13 protein-coding genes and 2 tRNA genes are annotated in these 19,183 nt (G+C 40.0%); 14 read left to right on the top strand and 1 reads right to left on the bottom strand.

Annotated elements, in window-relative coordinates; translation table 11 throughout:
- The first annotated feature begins 75 nt into the window (after positions 1-75).
- From FC85_RS06625 to rpoC, 6 genes are all read left to right on the top strand, one after another.
- Positions 76-149 (top strand) — tRNA-Pro (locus FC85_RS06625).
- Positions 150-211: 62 nt separating this feature from the next.
- A tRNA-Pro gene (locus FC85_RS06620) sits at positions 212-285 on the top strand.
- Between the two features lie 340 nt (positions 286-625).
- Positions 626-1,093: a CtsR family transcriptional regulator gene (locus tag FC85_RS06615; protein ID WP_057864753.1), complete on the top strand. Its 468-nt coding sequence runs from the start codon at positions 626-628 to the stop codon at positions 1,091-1,093.
- Positions 1,094-1,108: 15 nt separating this feature from the next.
- Positions 1,109-3,604 (top strand): ATP-dependent Clp protease ATP-binding subunit, encoded by a 2,496-nt coding sequence (locus FC85_RS06610; protein WP_057864752.1) that lies wholly within the window; start codon positions 1,109-1,111, stop codon positions 3,602-3,604.
- Positions 3,605-3,840: 236 nt separating this feature from the next.
- Complete coding sequence (rpoB, locus tag FC85_RS06605; protein ID WP_057864751.1) at positions 3,841-7,467, top strand: DNA-directed RNA polymerase subunit beta; 3,627 nt, start codon at positions 3,841-3,843, stop codon at positions 7,465-7,467.
- Positions 7,468-7,481: 14 nt separating this feature from the next.
- Positions 7,482-11,144, top strand: coding sequence for a DNA-directed RNA polymerase subunit beta' (gene rpoC / locus FC85_RS06600; protein WP_057864750.1), 3,663 nt, complete (start codon positions 7,482-7,484; stop codon positions 11,142-11,144).
- 87 nt (positions 11,145-11,231) lie between these two features.
- Here rpoC and FC85_RS06595 read toward each other — a convergent pair whose 3' ends face one another.
- Entirely contained in the window at positions 11,232-11,933 is a 702-nt protein-coding gene (locus FC85_RS06595; protein WP_225427601.1) for a prepilin peptidase, read from the bottom strand.
- A 265-nt stretch (positions 11,934-12,198) separates the two neighbouring features.
- Between FC85_RS06595 and rpsL the strand changes: the two genes are divergently transcribed.
- From rpsL to rplB, 8 genes are all read left to right on the top strand, one after another.
- Positions 12,199-12,612, top strand: a complete 414-nt coding sequence (rpsL, locus tag FC85_RS06590) for a 30S ribosomal protein S12 (RefSeq protein WP_057864748.1) — start codon at positions 12,199-12,201, stop codon at positions 12,610-12,612.
- A gap of 56 nt (positions 12,613-12,668) precedes the next feature.
- Positions 12,669-13,139: a 30S ribosomal protein S7 gene (rpsG, locus tag FC85_RS06585; RefSeq protein ID WP_057864747.1), complete on the top strand. Its 471-nt coding sequence runs from the start codon at positions 12,669-12,671 to the stop codon at positions 13,137-13,139.
- Between the two features lie 78 nt (positions 13,140-13,217).
- Entirely contained in the window at positions 13,218-15,314 is a 2,097-nt protein-coding gene (fusA, locus tag FC85_RS06580) for an elongation factor G (protein WP_057864746.1), read from the top strand.
- Positions 15,315-16,374: 1,060 nt separating this feature from the next.
- Positions 16,375-16,683 carry a 30S ribosomal protein S10 gene (rpsJ, locus tag FC85_RS06575; protein ID WP_035444678.1) on the top strand — a complete coding sequence of 103 codons (309 nt, stop codon included), beginning with the start codon at positions 16,375-16,377 and terminating at the stop codon, positions 16,681-16,683.
- Between the two features lie 27 nt (positions 16,684-16,710).
- Positions 16,711-17,346, top strand: a complete 636-nt coding sequence (gene rplC, locus FC85_RS06570; RefSeq protein WP_057864745.1) for a 50S ribosomal protein L3 — start codon at positions 16,711-16,713, stop codon at positions 17,344-17,346.
- Positions 17,347-17,363: 17 nt separating this feature from the next.
- A complete protein-coding gene (gene rplD, locus FC85_RS06565) occupies positions 17,364-17,987 on the top strand; it encodes a 50S ribosomal protein L4 (RefSeq protein WP_057864744.1) in 624 nt (207 codons plus the stop codon).
- Complete coding sequence (gene rplW, locus FC85_RS06560; protein ID WP_057864743.1) at positions 17,987-18,274, top strand: 50S ribosomal protein L23; 288 nt, start codon at positions 17,987-17,989, stop codon at positions 18,272-18,274. Before rplD ends, rplW begins: the two co-directional genes overlap by 1 nt.
- 33 nt (positions 18,275-18,307) lie before the next feature.
- The gene (gene rplB, locus FC85_RS06555) at positions 18,308-19,147 is read left to right on the top strand and encodes a 50S ribosomal protein L2 (protein ID WP_083485014.1); all 840 of its coding nucleotides are present in this window, start codon (positions 18,308-18,310) and stop codon (positions 19,145-19,147) included.
- Positions 19,148-19,183 lie beyond the last annotated feature (36 nt).

The raw sequence follows: 19,183 nt of genomic DNA, 5'->3' as shown, positions 1-19,183 counted from the left end.
TAGAGTGTCTGACTACGAATCAGAAGGTTGTAGGTTCGACTCCTACTGGGTGCATTTTTTATTTTGATGTGTTTTCGGGAAGTAGCTCAGCTTGGTAGAGCACCTGGTTTGGGACCAGGGGGTCGCAGGTTCGAATCCTGTCTTCCCGACTTTTTAGATTAAGCATTTTATGCTATATTAATCTTGTCAACTAAATAAATAACATCACCATCGGGAAATAGCTCAGCTTGGTAGAGCACTACGTTCGGGACGTAGGGGTCGCAAGTTCAAATCTTGTTTTCCCGATTTTTTTGTCTATTTTTTCTTTTTACTTACATTTTTGAATTTTCATGCTTAACATAAAGACAGAAGCGGTCATTATTATAGAAGAAAGCATCGTTTTTGCATGATCATATAGATTTTGGTATGCTCTGGGTACTCTCAGAATTTTTCAGGTTAAACATACTTTATAAAGAAACGTCTGAACTTTTGTTTCTACTTGGTTTTGCCTACTTTGATTAGGGCTAAATTTTTGAAGAACGTTGGGTCTAATAAGTCTTAAAATTGAAACCGAATCCTTTTCATTGCATTTTCTCTACTTCTTCGTATAATAATAGTCAATATTAGTCAAAGAATGGGTGATGAAATGGCGGACGAAAATATTTCGGACTTAATTGAACGTTATTTAAAAGAAATCCTTGCTGATAACGAACAGATTAAAATTCGTCGTTCAGAAATCGCTGGTTTGTTTGACGTTGTACCGTCACAGATTAACTATGTTATTAATACCCGTTTTACAATTCAAAATGGATATATTGTTGAGAGCAAGCGCGGTGGTGGCGGCTACATTAGAATAGAGAAAGTCCACTTATTGGATGACATTGACGTTTTGGATTCGCTGATTGCCGCAATTGGCAACAAGTTATCGAAAAGAGATAGTGAAACAATCGTTCAAACGTTATATAATAATGACTTAATTGATCGTCGAGAGGTGAGCATTATTCTGGCGGCAATTGACAAAGACGCAATTGATTTGAACAATAACGATTTAACGGATATCTTGAGAGCAAATATCATGATATCAATTTTAAATCGTTTGCGTTACGAACGATAGAAAGCGAGGGTATCTATGAATAATTTATTTACGCCAAGCGCTAAGAACGTTTTAACCATAGCTCAGGAACAAGCTAAGAAATTTAAGCATCAAGCTATTGGTACTGAACACCTTTTGCTGGGTCTACTGATTGAAACTAATGGGATCGCTTATAAGGCACTTCAGCAATTTTCAGTAACTGCTGAAGATGTGACAGAAGAAGTAGAACGCTTTGCCGGGTATGGCAATTTAAAGGATCTTAGCAGCAACGATTATTTACCATACTCTCCAAAAGCTAAAGAGGTATTGGCACAAGCGGGTGAATTTGCCAAGAAAAACGGTGTTCCAAAAGTTGGAACGGAACACATTTTGCTTTCACTATTAACTGATGAAACGATTCTTTCATCAAGAATTCTAATTAATTTAGGACTTGATCTATCACAAATCCGTAAAGTAACTTTAAGAAAGATGGGGATTAGCGGTGGATCGATGGGGTCGAACATGGCTTCAAAACAACGAGGCACCCGTCAGTCCAAACGCTCTGATTCAAAGACACCAACTATTGATTCATTAGCTCGTGACCTAACTGAGATGGCGCGGGAAGATCGTCTTGATCCAACAATTGGTCGTGATCTCGAAGTTAAACGTGTTGTACAAATTTTAGCTCGTCGGACTAAAAATAACCCAGTTTTAATTGGTGAACCTGGTGTTGGTAAGACGGCGATTGCTGAAGGCTTAGCCGAGCGAATCGTGAATGGCGATGTCCCTGGTGACATGGCCCATAAGCGTTTAATGATGCTTGACATGGGTTCGTTGGTTGCCGGGACGAAGTATCGTGGTGAGTTTGAGGATCGCCTGAAGAAAGTCATCGATGAAATTTACCAAGATGGGAATATCATCTTATTTATTGACGAATTGCACACTTTAATTGGTGCTGGTGGTGCTGAAGGAGCAATTGATGCATCTAACATTTTAAAGCCGGCTTTAGCTCGCGGCGAGCTTCAATTAATTGGTGCAACAACTCTGGAAGAATATCAAAAGTATATCGAATCAGATGCTGCGTTAGAACGTCGCTTTGCTAAAGTGATGGTTGATGAGCCGACAACGGACGAAACCGTTCAGATTTTGAAAGGATTACGCCCTAAGTACGAGCAACATCATCATGTTGAGATTACAGATGACGCCATTCAATCAGCCGTAAGCCTATCGAATCGTTACATTAGTGATCGATTCTTGCCTGATAAGGCAATTGATTTAATGGATGAAGCAGCTGCCAAGGTTCGAATTGATCATTTACAAAGTTCAGATGTTGTTGATGATCACAAAAAGCTATCAGATTTACTTTCACAATTGAATGAGGCGTTGGTCGCGCAGGACTATGAAAAAGCCGCTAAGATTAGAAAGCAAGCAAACAAATTGCAGGATGAGTTGGCTGAAGACAAAGAAGACACTGATGATAAGACTGATACCAAGTATCCTGTTAAGGAAACTGGTCAGGATGTTGCCCAAATTGTGGCGGAGTGGACTGGAATTCCGGTGACCCGATTAAGTCGCAGTGAAGCTGATCGGCTGGTTAACCTTGAAAAAGTTCTTCATCAACGAGTTGTCGGACAAGAAGAAGCAATCTCCGCTGTATCGCGCTCGATTAGGCGTGCCCGAAGTGGGTTGAAAGATCCAAATCGTCCAATTGGTTCATTCATGTTCTTAGGACCAACGGGGGTCGGAAAGACCGAGTTAGCCAAGGCGGTTGCTGAAGCAGTCTTTGGATCTGAAGACGATATTATTCGAGTTGACATGAGTGAGTTCATGGAAAAATATTCGACTAGTCGTTTGATTGGTTCTGCGCCAGGATATGTTGGTTATGACGAGGGTGGCCAATTAACGGAAAAGGTTCGTCAAAAGCCATATTCTGTTGTCTTATTTGATGAAGTTGAAAAGGCTCATCCAGATGTCTTTAACTTACTTCTACAAGTGTTGGATGATGGTTATCTGACTGATTCCAAGGGTCGAAAAATTGACTTTAGAAACACAGTTATCATCATGACTTCGAACCTTGGTGCTACAACCCTCCGTGATAAGAAGACAGTTGGTTTTGGTCAGGAAGATACTAAAGAAGACTACAATGCTATGAAGGATACGATCCAGGCTGCATTGAAACAACGATTCCGTCCTGAGTTCTTGAACCGAATTGATGAAGTGGTTGTCTTCCACTCATTAACTAAGACGGAACTTGATAAGATCGTTCACTTCATGACTCGACCGGTAATTAAACGAATTCACGATCAGGGAATCGATATCAAGGTTACCAAGACCGCAATTGGCATTATTTCCAAGCGTGGTTATGATCCTCAGTATGGTGCTCGTCCAATTCGACGTGCTATTCAAACTGAGCTTGAAGATAAATTAAGTGAAAAACTATTATCGAAGGAAATTGTTCCTGGTGATTCGGTAACCGTTGGTGGTCGAAATGATCAAATCACAATTTCAGTCAAGAAGCCCGATCGAAAGACATTGGTAAATAATAAAAAATAAAAGGCGATTCAAAGTTCATTGTGTTGACAAGTTTTGAATAAGTTGTTATATTGTTAACTGTATTTGTTGTGAATCGAAATGGTCGACGCGATCTATTGTCCGGGTTGGCCTGCATAAAAACCAAAAGCAAGTTGGACTTGTTTTTGGTTTTCTTTTGCCCAAAATCCGGTAAAATACCTAAAAAGGTGCAATTGTAATCAAATTGTAACATTTCGATTCCTGAATTTTTTGGAGAGGTGAAAAACTTGGCAGGACATTTAGTTAAATACGGAAAACACCGTACCCGACGAAGTTATGCACGGATTAAAGAAGTGCTTGATCTACCAAACCTTATTGAAATCCAGACTGATTCTTACCACTGGTTTTTAGATGAGGGACTTCGCGAAACATTCGATGGCATTATGCCAATCGATGATTTTCAAGGAAAACTATCATTAGAGTTTGTTGATTATCAATTATTAGAACCAAAATACACTGTTGATGAAGCACGGGAACACGAGGCAAACTACTCTGCACCACTTCATATTACTTTGAAATTAACCAATCACGAGACTGGTGAAATTAAGACACAAGATGTATTCTTTGGCGATTTTCCATTAATGACTGATCAAGGTACTTTTATTATTAATGGGGCAGAACGAGTAATTGTTTCCCAATTAGTTCGTTCACCCGGTGTTTATTATCATGAAGATACTGACAAGAATGGTCGTCCTTCATATGGCACTACTGTCATTCCTAACCGAGGTGCCTGGCTTGAGTTTGAAACCGATGCAAAAAATATCGCGTATGTTCGAATTGATCGAACAAGAAAGATTCCTTTAACTGAATTAATCAGAGCACTTGGCTTTGGTAGTGATGATGAAATTACTGATATTTTAGGTGATAACGATAGTTTGGGACTTACTTTGGAAAAAGATGTTCATAAAGATACGGATGATTCTCGTGTTGAAGAATCGTTAAAGGACATTTATGAACGACTACGTCCAGGGGAACCCAAGACTGCTGATTCATCACGGAGCTTGTTAACTGCACGATTCTTTGATCCTAAGCGCTATGATATGGCACCAGTTGGTCGTTATAAGACTAACAAGAAGTTAAGCTTAAAGACTAGATTATTGGGATTAACATTAGCAGAAACATTAGCTGATCCTGATACTGGTGAGGTTATTGCTCAAAAGGGCACTGTCGTTACAAAAGATGTTATGAAAGATTTGGCCCCTTATCTTGATCAAAAGGATTTTAAGGCGTACACTTTCAATCCTTCTGATGAAGCTGTTGTCACTAAACCAATGACGGTTCAAATCGTGAAGGTTCAATCCGTTAATGATCCTGATCGGGTTGTACCAATTATTGGTAATGATAATATTCCATTGAGTTTTAAACACATTACACCAGCTGATATTATTTCTTCAATGAATTACTTCTTTAACTTACAAGAAGGTATTGGTTCAATTGATGATATTGATCACTTGGGTAACCGACGAATTCGTTCGGTTGGTGAGTTGTTACAGAACCAATTCCGAATTGGATTATCACGGATGGAACGGGTCGTTAGAGAGCGGATGTCAATTCAGGACGCCTCGACCGTTACACCACAACAGTTGATTAATATTCGACCAGTGGTTGCCTCCATCAAAGAATTCTTTGGTTCATCTCAATTATCACAATTCATGGATCAAACGAACCCACTTGGCGAGTTAACTCATAAGCGTCGTTTGTCTGCCCTTGGACCTGGCGGTTTGACTCGTGATCGTGCCGGATATGAAGTCCGGGATGTTCACTACACCCACTACGGCCGGATGTGTCCAATTGAAACTCCTGAAGGACCTAACATCGGATTGATTAACAGTCTTTCCAGCTATGCCCGGGTTAACAAATATGGCTTTATTGAAACACCATATCGCCGTGTTGATTGGACTACTCATAAGGTAACGGATCGAATTGATTATTTAACTGCCGACGAAGAAGATAACTTTGTTATTGCACAAGCTAACTCACCATTAAATGATGATGGCTCGTTTGAAAATAAGATTGTCATGGCTCGTCATAGGTCAAATAACATTGAAATCAGCATTGATAAAGTTGACTACATGGACGTTTCACCTAAGCAAGTAGTTGCTGTTGCAACTGCATGTATTCCATTCTTGGAAAATGATGATTCTAACCGTGCGTTGATGGGTGCTAACATGCAACGTCAAGCAGTTCCTTTAATTGATCCGCACGCACCGCTTGTTGGAACTGGTATTGAGTACAAAGCTGCCCATGATTCTGGTGTTGCTTTAATTTGTAAGCATGATGGGACTGTTGAATATGTCGATGCTCGTGAAATTCGAATTCGACGTGAAGATGGTACGCTTGATAAATACAAACTAATGAAATTCCGTCGTTCAAATGGTGGTAAGAACTACAACCAACGACCAATTGTTAAAGTTGGCGATAGCGTTGATAATGACGAAGTTTTAGCTGATGGCCCATCCATGGAGGGTGGCGAATTAGCGCTTGGTCAAAACCCAATTGTTGCCTTTATGACTTGGCAAGGTTATAACTTTGAAGATGCCATCGCAATTAGTGAGCGACTTGTTAAAGACGATGTTTATACTTCAATTCATATTGAAGAGTATGAATCCGAAACTCGAGATACTAAATTAGGACCTGAGGAAATGACTCGAGAAATTCCTAATGTTGGTGAAGACGCATTGAAGAACCTCGATGAAACTGGAACGGTTCGGATTGGTGCTGAGGTTCATGATGGCGATATCTTGGTTGGTAAAGTAACGCCAAAGGGAGTTACTGAATTATCTGCCGAGGAACGCTTACTCCATGCAATTTTTGGTGAAAAGTCACGGGAAGTTCGTGATACTTCATTAAGAGTTCCTCATGGTGGTGGCGGTATTATCCAGGATGTAAAAGTCTTTACCCGTGAAAATGGAGATGAACTTTCTCCTGGTGTTAACAAGATGGTTCGAGTATATATTGCCCAGAAGCGTAAGATCCAGGTTGGTGACAAAATGTCCGGTCGTCATGGTAATAAAGGAACGGTTTCCGTTGTTATCCCTGAAGAGGACATGCCATTCTTACCTGATGGAACACCAGTTGATATTATGCTGAGTCCCATGGGTGTACCTTCACGAATGAACATTGGTCAAGTTTTGGAACTTCATTTAGGAATGGCTGCCCGTCGTCTTGGTATCCACGTTGCAACACCTGTTTTTGATGGTGCTCGTGATAAAGATATCTGGGACGCTGTTAAAGAAGCTGGGATGCCTTCTGACGGTAAATATATCTTATATGATGGTCGAACTGGTGAGCCATTTGATAAGAAGATTGCCGTTGGTGTCATGCATTATCTGAAGCTTGCCCACATGGTTGATGATAAGATCCATGCACGTTCTATTGGACCTTATTCATTAGTTACCCAACAACCACTTGGTGGTAAAGCACAATTTGGTGGTCAGCGTTTTGGTGAAATGGAAGTTTGGGCTCTTGAAGCTTATGGTGCTGCTTATACCTTGCAAGAAATCTTGACGTATAAGTCTGACGACGTTGTTGGCCGAGTTAAGACTTACGAAGCAATCGTTAAGGGCGAACCAATTCCAAAGCCAGGTGTCCCAGAATCATTCCGAGTACTTGTTAAAGAATTACAAGCCCTTGGTCTTGATATGAAAGTTCTTGATAACAGCCATAAAGAAATCGAACTACGAGATTTAGACGATGATGACGATGTTGTCAACGTTGATGCTTTAAGTAAGATTGCTGAAAAGAAAGATCAAGAAAAAAAGGACCAGGAAAATAAAGAGACTGCGGAGCTTGAAGCCAAGTCAACTGATGCCAAATCAACTAACGCTAACAATAGTAATGACTAAGGGAGGTCAAACTAGTGGTCGATGTTAATAAATTTGAGAGTATGCAAATTGGGCTAGCCTCTCCCGACAAAATTCGTAGTTGGTCCTATGGTGAAGTTAAAAAACCTGAGACAATTAACTACCGAACTTTAAAACCTGAAAAAGACGGCTTGTTCGATGAGCGGATTTTCGGTCCAACTAAGGACTGGGAGTGTGCCTGCGGTAAGTACAAACGGATCCGATATAAAGGAATTGTTTGTGATCGCTGTGGTGTGGAAGTAACTCGTTCAAAAGTCCGTCGTGAACGAATGGGTCATATTGAATTAGCAGCTCCAGTGACTCATATTTGGTACTTTAAAGGTATTCCAAGTCGAATGGGCTTGGTATTGGACATGAGTCCACGAGCACTTGAAGAAATTATTTATTTTGCTTCCTATGTGGTTACTGAACCGGGTAATACACCTATGGAAAAGAAGCAACTGCTTTCAGAACGGGAATATCGTGATAAGAAACAGGAATACGGTCCCCGTTTTGAAGCTCAAATTGGTGCCGAAGCAATTAAGACATTGTTAAATGATGTTGATGTTAACAAAGAGGTTACCGAATTAAAGGATGAATTGAAAAATGCTACCGGTCAAAAGCGAACCCGGGCTGTTCGACGACTGGATATTTTGGAAGCCTTCGTTCAATCTGGTAATAAGCTTTCATGGATGGTAATGGATGCAATTCCTGTTATTCCACCTGATCTACGACCGATGGTTCAACTTGAAGGTGGTCGATTTGCCACTTCTGATTTAAATGATTTGTATCGTCGAGTTATCAACCGTAATAATCGGTTGAAGCGGTTGCTTGATTTGAATGCCCCTGGTATTATCGTTCAAAACGAAAAGCGGATGCTTCAAGAAGCCGTTGATGCATTAATTGATAACGGTCGTCGCGGCCGACCAGTTGCAGGCCCTGGTAACCGTCCACTTAAGTCACTATCACACATGTTGAAAGGTAAGCAGGGACGATTCCGCCAAAACTTGCTTGGTAAGCGTGTTGACTACTCTGGTCGTTCAGTTATTGATGTTGGTCCTCATTTGAAGATGAACCAAATGGGATTGCCTGTTCCGATGGCGATGGAATTATTCAAGCCGTTTATCATGAAGGAATTGGTTGGTCGGAAGTTAGCGTCTAACATTAAGAACGCTAAGCGGAAGATTGAGCGTCAAGATGATGATGTCTTTAGCGTATTGGAAGACGTTATTAAAGAACATCCAGTTTTATTAAACCGGGCGCCAACACTTCACCGTCTTGGAATTCAGGCATTTGAGCCTGTTCTGGTAAGTGGAAAGTCAATGCGTCTTCATCCACTGGTATGTGAAGCTTATAATGCCGATTTTGATGGGGATCAAATGGCAATTCATGTGCCATTGTCTGATGAAGCTCAAGCCGAGTCTCGATTGTTAATGCTTGCTGCTGGGCATATCTTAGCACCTAAAGATGGAAAACCAGTTGTAACGCCATCTCAGGATATGGTTATCGGTAACTATTATCTAACGATGGAAGAAAAAGGTCGTGAAGGTGAAGGAATGATCTTTAATTCACCTGATGAGGCACAATTAGCATATAAGAACGGTATTGTTCATTGGCATTCAAGAGTGGGAATCCAAACTTCGGTTTATGCAAAAAAGACGTTTACTAAGGAACAGTTAGGTAAAATCTTGGTTACTTCCGTTGGTAAAATCATCTTTAATCAGATTCTACCTCCTGATTTCCCATATATTAATGAACCAACTGAAACTAATTTAAACGGATTTGTTGATGACAAGTACTTCCTTGCTCCTGGTGAGGATATCCATGAACATCTGCAGAATACCAAAATAGTACCACCTTTCAAGAAGGGGTATTTAAGTGACATCATTGCCGAGGTTTATAAGAAATACAAAGTAACCGAAACATCTTTCTTCCTTGATCGAATGAAGGATCTGGGCTATAACGAATCAACTAAATCTGGGTTGACCGTTGGTATTTCCGATATCACGCAATTGCCTGATAAACAAGAAATTATTGATGATGCTCATAAAAAAGTTGACATGGTTACCAAACAGTTCCGTCGTGGTTTAATTACTGACCATGAACGTTATGAACGAGTAATTGGTATTTGGAATGATGCCAAAGATGTTATTCAAAAACATTTGATGGAAGCCCAAGATCCTCAAAACCCTATTTTTATGATGAGTGATTCTGGTGCTCGTGGTAACATTTCAAACTTTACTCAGTTGGCCGGAATGCGTGGCTTGATGGCTGCTCCTAACGGCGAAATCATGGAATTACCAATCACATCAAACTTCCGTGAGGGACTTTCTGTTTTGGAAATGTTTATTTCAACCCATGGTGCTCGTAAAGGAATGACTGATACTGCCCTTAAGACCGCCAACTCTGGTTACTTGACCCGTCGACTCGTTGATGTGGCTCAAGATGTCATCGTTCGTGAAAAGGATTGTGGAACTGATCGTGGATTAACCATTAGCGCTATTCGTGAAGGTAATGAAATGATTGAGCCACTTTATGATCGAATTGTTGGTCGATACGCTCACAAGACGGTTAAGAATCCTAAGACTGGTGAAGTGATTGTTGCAGCCAATGATATGATTAATGAAGATGCTGCCCAGAAGATTGATGCTGCTGGCATTACTGAGGTAACGATTCGTTCAGCATTTACTTGTAACACGGTTCACGGCGTATGTGAGAAATGCTATGGTCGTAATTTAGCTACTGGTGATGAAGTTGAAGTTGGTGAAGCAGTTGGTACTGTTGCTGCCCAATCAATTGGTGAACCTGGTACTCAGTTAACGATGCGGAACTTCCATACTGGTGGTGTTGCTGGTAATGCCGATATCACCCAAGGTCTTCCTCGTGTTCAAGAAATTTTTGAAGCTCGGAATCCAAAAGGTAAAGCTGAAATCAGTGAAGTTACTGGTACAGTTGAATCGATTGAAGAAAATCCCGCTGAAAGAACTAAGGAAATCACGATTAAAGGTGAATCTGACACAAGAACTTATACAGTTCCGATTACGGCTCAAATGAAAGTTGCTGAAGGTGACTTCATTCACCGTGGATCTGCGTTGAACGAAGGTTCTGTTGATCCAAAGGAATTGTTGAAGGTTCGAGATGTCCTTTCAACTGAAAATTACCTCTTGCATGAAGTTCAAAAAGTTTATCGAATGCAGGGTGTGGAAGTTTCAGATAAGCATGTGGAAATTATGATTCGACAAATGCTCCGTAAAGTTCGGATTATGGATCCCGGTGATACTGATGTGCTGCCTGGTACGTTGATGGATATTAATGACTTTAAGAATAGTAATGCCGATACGGTTGTTTCTGGTGGAATCCCAGCAACATCGCGACCGGTATTGCTAGGAATTACCAAAGCTGCTCTTGAAACAAACAGTTTCTTGTCAGCTGCATCATTCCAGGAAACAACAAGAGTTCTTACCGATGCTGCTATTCGTGGTAAGAACGATCCACTTGTTGGACTAAAGGAAAATGTTATCATTGGTAAATTAATTCCAGCAGGAACAGGAATGCCAGATTATCGTGGTATTAAGCCGGAAGAGATTGGTAGCTCATCGACTGATGGTGTTTATTCCATTAGTGAGCTTGAAAAGAAAATGAAGGCCGAAGATGCAAGTAAAAGCAAATCGACCAAGTAATCACGACTTAATTTAGTTAAAAAGCGTTCAACAGCAAAACGGGAAACCGGCTTGCTGTTGAACGCTTTTTTGATACATATAAAATTTCTAAAAAGCAATTGTTGTCGGGTAAACTGACAGAAAATCAGAAAATCTATAAGCAATAAAGTAACCCATGGTTAAAAAAGGAACGAATGGGATTTTATTTTCTTTTGGCCAGGGAGCAATAATTAAATAAAAGGTTGCAAAGACACATGCCAGACAAATTGTCCAAAGAAGTAAATTAATGGTAGATGCTAACCATAGACAAAACAAAATATCGATATCACCGCTGCCAACAAAAAATTGCTTGCGGTTGACAAGCTGAACACCTAAATAAATAAATATAGCAACAATGATGTGGCTAAGTGGCTGATTAGATTCCACGAAGCAACTGGCAAAGAGAAGGCAAATGCCGGTTGTTGGAATGAGTTGTGTTCTATGGTCAAACAAACTCAGGTAAGTTAGAATCAAGATCGAACCTAAGAAGGTCAGTGCTTCAATTTGAAGTGGCGTTGATGCAAAAGCGACACCAAGAAGGATTTCAACTAAAAATGAACTGATTGGGATGTGCTGTTTGCATTGGCGACACTTGCCAATTAGAATAATGTAACTGAGCACCGGGATCAGATCAATCGCCCCTAATTGGTTGCCACATGTGTCGCAGTGCGAACGTGGCCAAACAATCGATTCGTTGCGGCACTTCCTAATGACAACCAAATTGACAAAGGAAGCAAGACTGGCACCTATGAAAAAGTTTAAAATTATCATGATTTTACCTCCAATAATTAACTACGAAAAACGACTAAAGTTTTGTTCTTTTGTCGTAAATTTAAAATTATTTTTCAGAATGATTGACACAATTTGTTAGTCATGATAAATTAGACAAGGTGCTTTTTGTGACAGATTCCTGAATAATCAGACATGCTGACTGTTTATGACAAAAAGTGTTGGGCGGTACACATTTCTTTTTACATAAAAAAGAACCGCCTGGATGTGTGGACTTATAACAAAAATTGAAAGGAGTACTTTTTAGATGCCTACAATTAATCAATTGGTCCGTAAAGGACGTCATTCTAGAAGTTCAAAATCAAAGTCACCAGCTTTAAACTATGCTTACAATAGTTTTAAGAAGAAGGCCGTTACTGTTCCAGCCCCTCAAAAACGAGGTGTTGCAACCCGTGTTGGTACGATGACACCAAAGAAGCCTAACTCAGCTTTACGTAAATATGCTCGTGTTCGTTTATCAAACCTAATCGAAGTTACTGCATATATTCCTGGAATTGGTCATAACCTTCAGGAACATAGTGTTGTTTTAATTCGTGGTGGCCGTGTAAAGGATTTACCTGGTGTTCGTTATCACGTTATTCGTGGTGCTCTTGATACTGCCGGTGTTCAGGATCGTCGTCAAGGTCGTTCTAAATACGGTACTAAGAAGCCTAAAGAATAATTTTCATTATGCAATCTAATTAATTTGTTTTATAGAATCATGAGGAGGATAACGAAATGCCTAGAAAAGGAAATGTTCAAAAGCGGGAAGTACTTCCTGATCCAATTTACAATTCAAAATTGGTAACCCGTTTAATTAACCGTTTAATGTTAGACGGAAAACGTGGTACTGCATCACAAATTTTATATGGTGCATTTGATTTAATTAAAGAAGAAACAAACAACGAACCAGTTGATGTTTTTGAAGAAGCAATGAAGAACGTTATGCCTGTACTTGAAGTAAAGGCTCGACGTGTTGGTGGTTCTAACTATCAAGTTCCAATCGAAGTTCGTCCTGATCGTCGGACAACATTGGCACTTCGTTGGCTTGTTAATTACGCACGTTCACGTGGTGAGCATACGATGACTGAACGTCTTGCACGTGAAATCATGGATGCTGCTAACAATACTGGTGCTGCTGTTAAGAAGCGTGAAGATACACATCGGATGGCTGAAGCTAACCGTGCATTTGCACATTATCGTTGGTAATATCAGGCTATCCAATAGTTTTAAATTAGTAGGTGGCTAATTTGGCCACTTTTTGTACGAATCGGAAGGAGTTACACAATGGCTAACAAACGAGAGTTTCCGCTCGAAAAAACTCGTAATATCGGAATTATGGCCCATATTGATGCTGGTAAGACGACAACTACTGAACGTATCTTGTACTATACTGGTAAAATTCACAAAATTGGTGAAACCCATGATGGCGCTTCACAAATGGACTGGATGCCACAAGAACAAGAACGTGGTATCACGATTACATCTGCTGCCACGACTGCTCAATGGAAAGACCATCGTATCAACATTATTGATACCCCAGGACACGTGGACTTCACGGTTGAAGTTGAACGTTCACTTCGGGTGCTAGATGGTGCTATTGCTGTTTTGGATGCTCAAGCCGGTGTTGAGCCACAAACTGAAACTGTTTGGCGGCAAGCATCAGACTATGATGTTCCTCGTATCGTATTTGTTAACAAGATGGATAAAGTTGGTGCCAACTTTGATTTTTCCGTTCAATCGATTGCTGACCGTTTAAATGCTAAGCCACTTCCTATCCAAATGCCAATTGGTGCTGAAGATGATTTTGAAGGGGTCATTGACCTTATTGAAATGAAGGCTGATCTTTATGATGAAGATCAACTTGGTACTGAGTGGGACACAGTTGATGTTCCTGACAAGTACAAAGAAGAAGCAAATAAGCGACGTGAACAATTAATTGAGACGGTTGCTGATGTTGACGATGACATTATGGATAAATATCTTGAAGGCGAAGAAATCAGCAAAGCTGAATTAAAGGCTGCTATTCGTAAAGCAACCTTAAACCTCGAGTTATTCCCTGTATTGGCCGGATCAGCATTTAAGAACAAGGGCGTTCAAATGTTGATGGATGCTACTATTGATTATTTGCCATCACCTCTTGATGTTAAGCCATACAATGCAACTGATCCTGACACAGGTGATAAGATTGAGTTAAAGGCAAATGATGATGCAAGTTTTGCTGCACTAGCATTTAAAGTTGCTACTGACCCCTTTGTTGGTCGTTTGACTTATATCCGAGTTTACTCTGGTACGCTTGAATCTGGTTCATATATTTTGAATGCTACTAAGGACAAACGTGAACGTGTTGGTCGTTTGCTCCAAATGCATTCAAATCATCGTCAGGAAATTCCAGAAGTGTTCTCTGGTGATATTGCGGCTGCTATTGGTTTAAAGAACACCACTACTGGTGATTCGTTGACTGATGTTAACCGACCACTTCACCTTGAATCTATGGAATTTCCAGACCCAGTTATTCAAGTTGCTGTTGAGCCTAAGACTAAGGCTGACCAAGATAAGATGAATGTTGCTTTACAAAAGCTTTCAGAAGAAGATCCGACTTTCAAGGCTGAAACTAACCCTGAAACTGGTGAAACTTTGATTGCCGGAATGGGTGAGTTACATTTGGACATTATTATTGACCGAATGAAACGTGAATTCCATGTTGAAGCAACTGTTGGTGCGCCACAAGTTTCATATCGTGAAGCATTTACTAAGAAAACGTCAGCTCAAGGTAAATTTATTCGTCAGTCAGGTGGTAAAGGGCAATATGGTGATGTTTGGATCGAATTCACTCCGAATGAAGAAGGAAAAGGATTCGAGTTTGAAGACGCTATTGTTGGTGGTGTTGTCCCTCGTGAGTACATTCCTGCTGTTGAACAGGGATTGAAGGAATCATTATCGAATGGTGTTTTAGCCGGCTATCCATTAGTTGATCTTAAAGCCAAATTATATGATGGAAGTTATCATGAAGTTGATTCTAGTGAAGCTGCATTTAAAGTTGCTGCATCATTAGCTCTTCGAAACGCTGCTAAAACGGCTGATCCAGTAATTCTTGAGCCAATCATGAAAGTTGATATTAATGTCCCTGAAGAATACATGGGAGATATCATGGGTCAAGTTACTGCTCGACGTGGCCGTGTTGAAGGGATGGAAAGTCGGAGTGGCGCAGAAGTTATCCACTCATTCGTTCCATTGGCTGAGATGTTCGGTTATGCAACAACTCTTCGTTCTGCATCACAAGGTCGTGGTACTTTCACAATGACATTTGACCATTACGAAGCTGTTCCAAAGAGTATTCAAGCCGAGATTATTAAAAAGAACGGTGGCAACACCGGGGAATAATATGATTCTCTTTGAGGTTGGACAAAAGAAATTTTGTTCAACCTTTTTTGTTTGCACATTGTTCTGAATGACAACTATAGTGTTTTTGAAAATTATAATTGCCATTGAATGATCAAGTGAGTTAAGAACGAGAATAGTTTTGATTTACTAAAACCGAATCTAAACAATGATCTTTCTTCGATCAGTTCCTGCTATAAATGATTAGCAAGTGAGATGTCGGTTTTACTTTACGATATTAGATGCTTTTGTAAGTGTGAAAGGGCTTTGGAGACACTCCAGGTTCTTTACGGCCTTTTTAAGAATGAGCTGAAAGGTAACTTGCACGGCCATATAAATTTAAGGAAGTTGCAATATATCGATTGGACTTTATCTGCAGAAATATCGCAAACGGCTAATGATGTTTATCCGTCGAGTGCGCCGATTAACTTTTGCAATTGCTTTTTGATTATCAGCGACTAGTAATTCGAATTGATGATAGGTGTTTTAAACTGATACTTACATTTTTTAGCTACGTTGATATAAGTAGCAGATATACGGATAAATTTACAACGATGTTGGGTGAGTGTGGAGAATCTAAAACGACAAGTTACGAATGTGAATGACGACCTTCAAATTTTCACTGATCGTATTTTGAATTAAGTTATTCAGTTCGTGACAGAGGGAGATAAAAGTGAGGACGTCTAGTCTCATGGCTGATTAGGTAAATAAGTTTCGAACCGAGGGAAGACTTAATAACAAATCAACAGACATTTAAGATGTAGCGACCTCAAAGATTGATTAAGAAATTTTCTTACTTAACAAGGAAAGAGGTATAACGAAGGTTTTGTGATTCGTGACAAGAATGTTACAAAATAAATTTATTACCGCTGATACTTGTTTTATGCGCCAATTTTTAGTACACTATTTGAGTACTTGTTTTTGGGGATTAGTTTGCCCAAAATCAATTATGTATTAGCTTTGATGTGAAAGGTTGCGACACACCCGGATGCTTTGCCATGGGTTTGGCGGTAATTTTCACGGAGTTAGTCCTATTTCCAAAATAGACGAAGGAGGGAACACAATGGCAAAACAAAAAATTCGGATTCGTTTGAAAGCATACGAACATCGTATCCTAGATCAATCAGCAGACAAGATTGTTGCAACTGCGCAAAGAACTGGTGCTACTATTTCTGGCCCAATTCCATTGCCAACTGAGCGAACAATCTATACTGTTCTTGCTTCACCACATAAATTTAAAGATGCGCGTGAGCAATTTGAAATTTTGACTCATAAACGACTAATCGATATTTTAAATCCAACACCAAAGACAGTCGATTCATTAATGAAACTCGACTTGCCAAGTGGCGTGGACATTGAAATTAAACTTTAATAAATACAATATATCGGAGGTGTACTCATGACCAGAAAAGGAATCTTAGGAAAAAAAGTTGGAATGACGCAAGTCTTCACTGATAACGGCGAGTTAGTTCCAGTAACTGTTGTTGAAGTGACTCCTAACGTTATTATGCAAGTTAAGACTGTCGAAAATGATGGTTACGATGCTGTACAGTTAGGATACTCAGACAAGCGTGCTGTGCTTACCAATAAGCCAGAACAAGGTCATGCAAAGAAAGCAAATACTACTCCTAAGCGCTTCATTAAAGAAATCAAAGATGTTGAGCTGGGAGATTATAAGGTAGCTGATGAAGTAAAAGCAGATATCTTTAAGCCAGGCGACAGCGTTGATGTAACTGGAACCACAAAAGGTCATGGATACCAAGGTAACATCCATAAAGATGGTCAATCACGTGGACCAGAAACTCATGGTTCTCGATATCATCGTCGTCCAGGTTCACTTGGTGTTATTATCAACCGAGTTGTTCCAGGTATGAAATTACCAGGACGTATGGGTAATAAGACGGTTACTATTCAGAATTTGGAAATTGTAAGCACTGACTTAGACAATAATGTCATTTTGATTAAGGGTAATGTCCCTGGTGCTAACAAATCGTTTGTAACAATTCGATCAGCTGTTCGCAGCTCAAAAAAGTAGAAAGGAGGCAACCATAAATGACTGATGTAGCATTATATAAACAAGACGGAAGTAAGAATGGCACAGTTTCATTGAACGATAGTGTTTTTGGAATTGAACCTAATAACAATGTTATTTTTGATGCGATTGTGATGCAGCGTGCTTCTTTACGTCAAGGAACTCATTCTGTAAAGAACCGTTCCGCTGTTCGCGGTGGTGGTAAGAAGCCATGGCGTCAAAAGGGAACTGGTAGAGCTCGTCAAGGATCAATTCGTTCACCACAATGGCGCGGCGGCGGAATCGTCTTCGGACCTACTCCACGTTCATACGCATATCGTTTGCCACGCAAAGTTTCACGTTTAGCATTGAAGTCAGTATTATCAGAAAAAGTTTCTGATGATAAGTTTGTTGTTGTTGATTCTTTAGCCTTTGAAACTCCAAAAACTAAAGAATTTGCAGCCTTACTCGAAAAGCTAAACGTATCAACTAAGACATTAGTAGTTTTGGAAGATGACAATGAGAAAGCATTGCTTTCAGCACGTAACCTTGAAAACGTTAAAGTTGTTTCTGCACAAGGAATCAACACATTAGACGTTGCGGATCATGATAAAGTTGTCATTACGAAAGCTGCTCTTTCTCAAGTAGAGGAGGTGCTCGCATAATGGAATCACGAGATATTATTTTGCGCCCGGTTATTACTGAGGAAACAACCAGTAAGATGGACGACAAAACATACACGTTTGATGTTGATTTACGGGCAACTAAGACGCAAGTTAAAAAAGCCGTTGAAGATATTTTTGATGTTCGAGTAGTTCGAGTAAACATCATGAACGTTCGCGGGAAGCTTAAGCGTCAAGGAAGATATACTGGATATACCAAGAAGCGCCGTAAAGCAATTGTTAGTTTATCTGACGACTCAAAAGAAATTGAACTATTTAGTGAAAAATAATTAATTAATCTTAAATTTTAGGAGGGAAACGTTGTGGCCATAAAAACATATAAGCCAACCAGTAACGGTCGACGTAATATGACAAGTCTTGACTATAGTGGCATTACGAAAAGCAAGCCAGAAAAGTCATTACTTGAGTCAAAGAGTAAAACAGCCGGTCGTAATAATAACGGTCGAATGACTGTACGTCACCGTGGCGGTGGTAACAAGAACCAATATCGGGTTATTGATTTCAAACGTACTAAAGATAACGTCCCAGCAACTGTTAAATCAATCGAATATGATCCTAATCGGACTGCTAATATTGCTTTAGTTGTTTATGCTGATGGAATCAAATCATACATCATTGCACCAAAAGGATTAAAAGTTGGAGATAAGGTTGAATCTGGTCCTGATGCTGATATCAAAGCAGGTAACACATTACCACTTGTGAATATCCCTGTTGGATCAATTATTCATAATATTGAAATCAAACCTGGAAAAGGTGGACAGCTTGCTCGTTCTGCTGGTGCATCTGCTCAACTTCTTGGTCGCGATGGGAAATACGCTTTGGTTCGCCTTTCATCTGGTGAAGTTCGGATGATCCTTTCAGTTAATCGTGCCACAATCGGATCAGTTGGTAATGAAGAACATGAGCTTATCAACGTTGGTAAGGCTGGACGAACTCGCTATAAGGGTCAGCGTCCACATGTTCGTGGATCTGTTATGAACCCTAACGATCATCCTCATGGTGGTGGTGAAGGTAAAGCACCAGTTGGTCTTCCATCACCATTATCACCATGGGGTAAGAAGACAGTTGGTAAGAAAACTCGTTCTAAGAAAGCACGTTCGAACAAGTTCATTGTTCGTCGTCGTAAAGGATCGAAGATGTAATAGAACACATTTGTTATTCTTCTGGAATAACATTTG

It is taken from the genome of Lentilactobacillus diolivorans DSM 14421 (genome assembly GCF_001434255.1).
In the GTDB taxonomy this organism is placed as follows: domain Bacteria; phylum Bacillota; class Bacilli; order Lactobacillales; family Lactobacillaceae; genus Lentilactobacillus; species Lentilactobacillus diolivorans.
The sequence above is the reverse complement of the archived record's forward strand: the minus strand, read 5'-3'. Positions and strand labels throughout refer to the sequence as shown.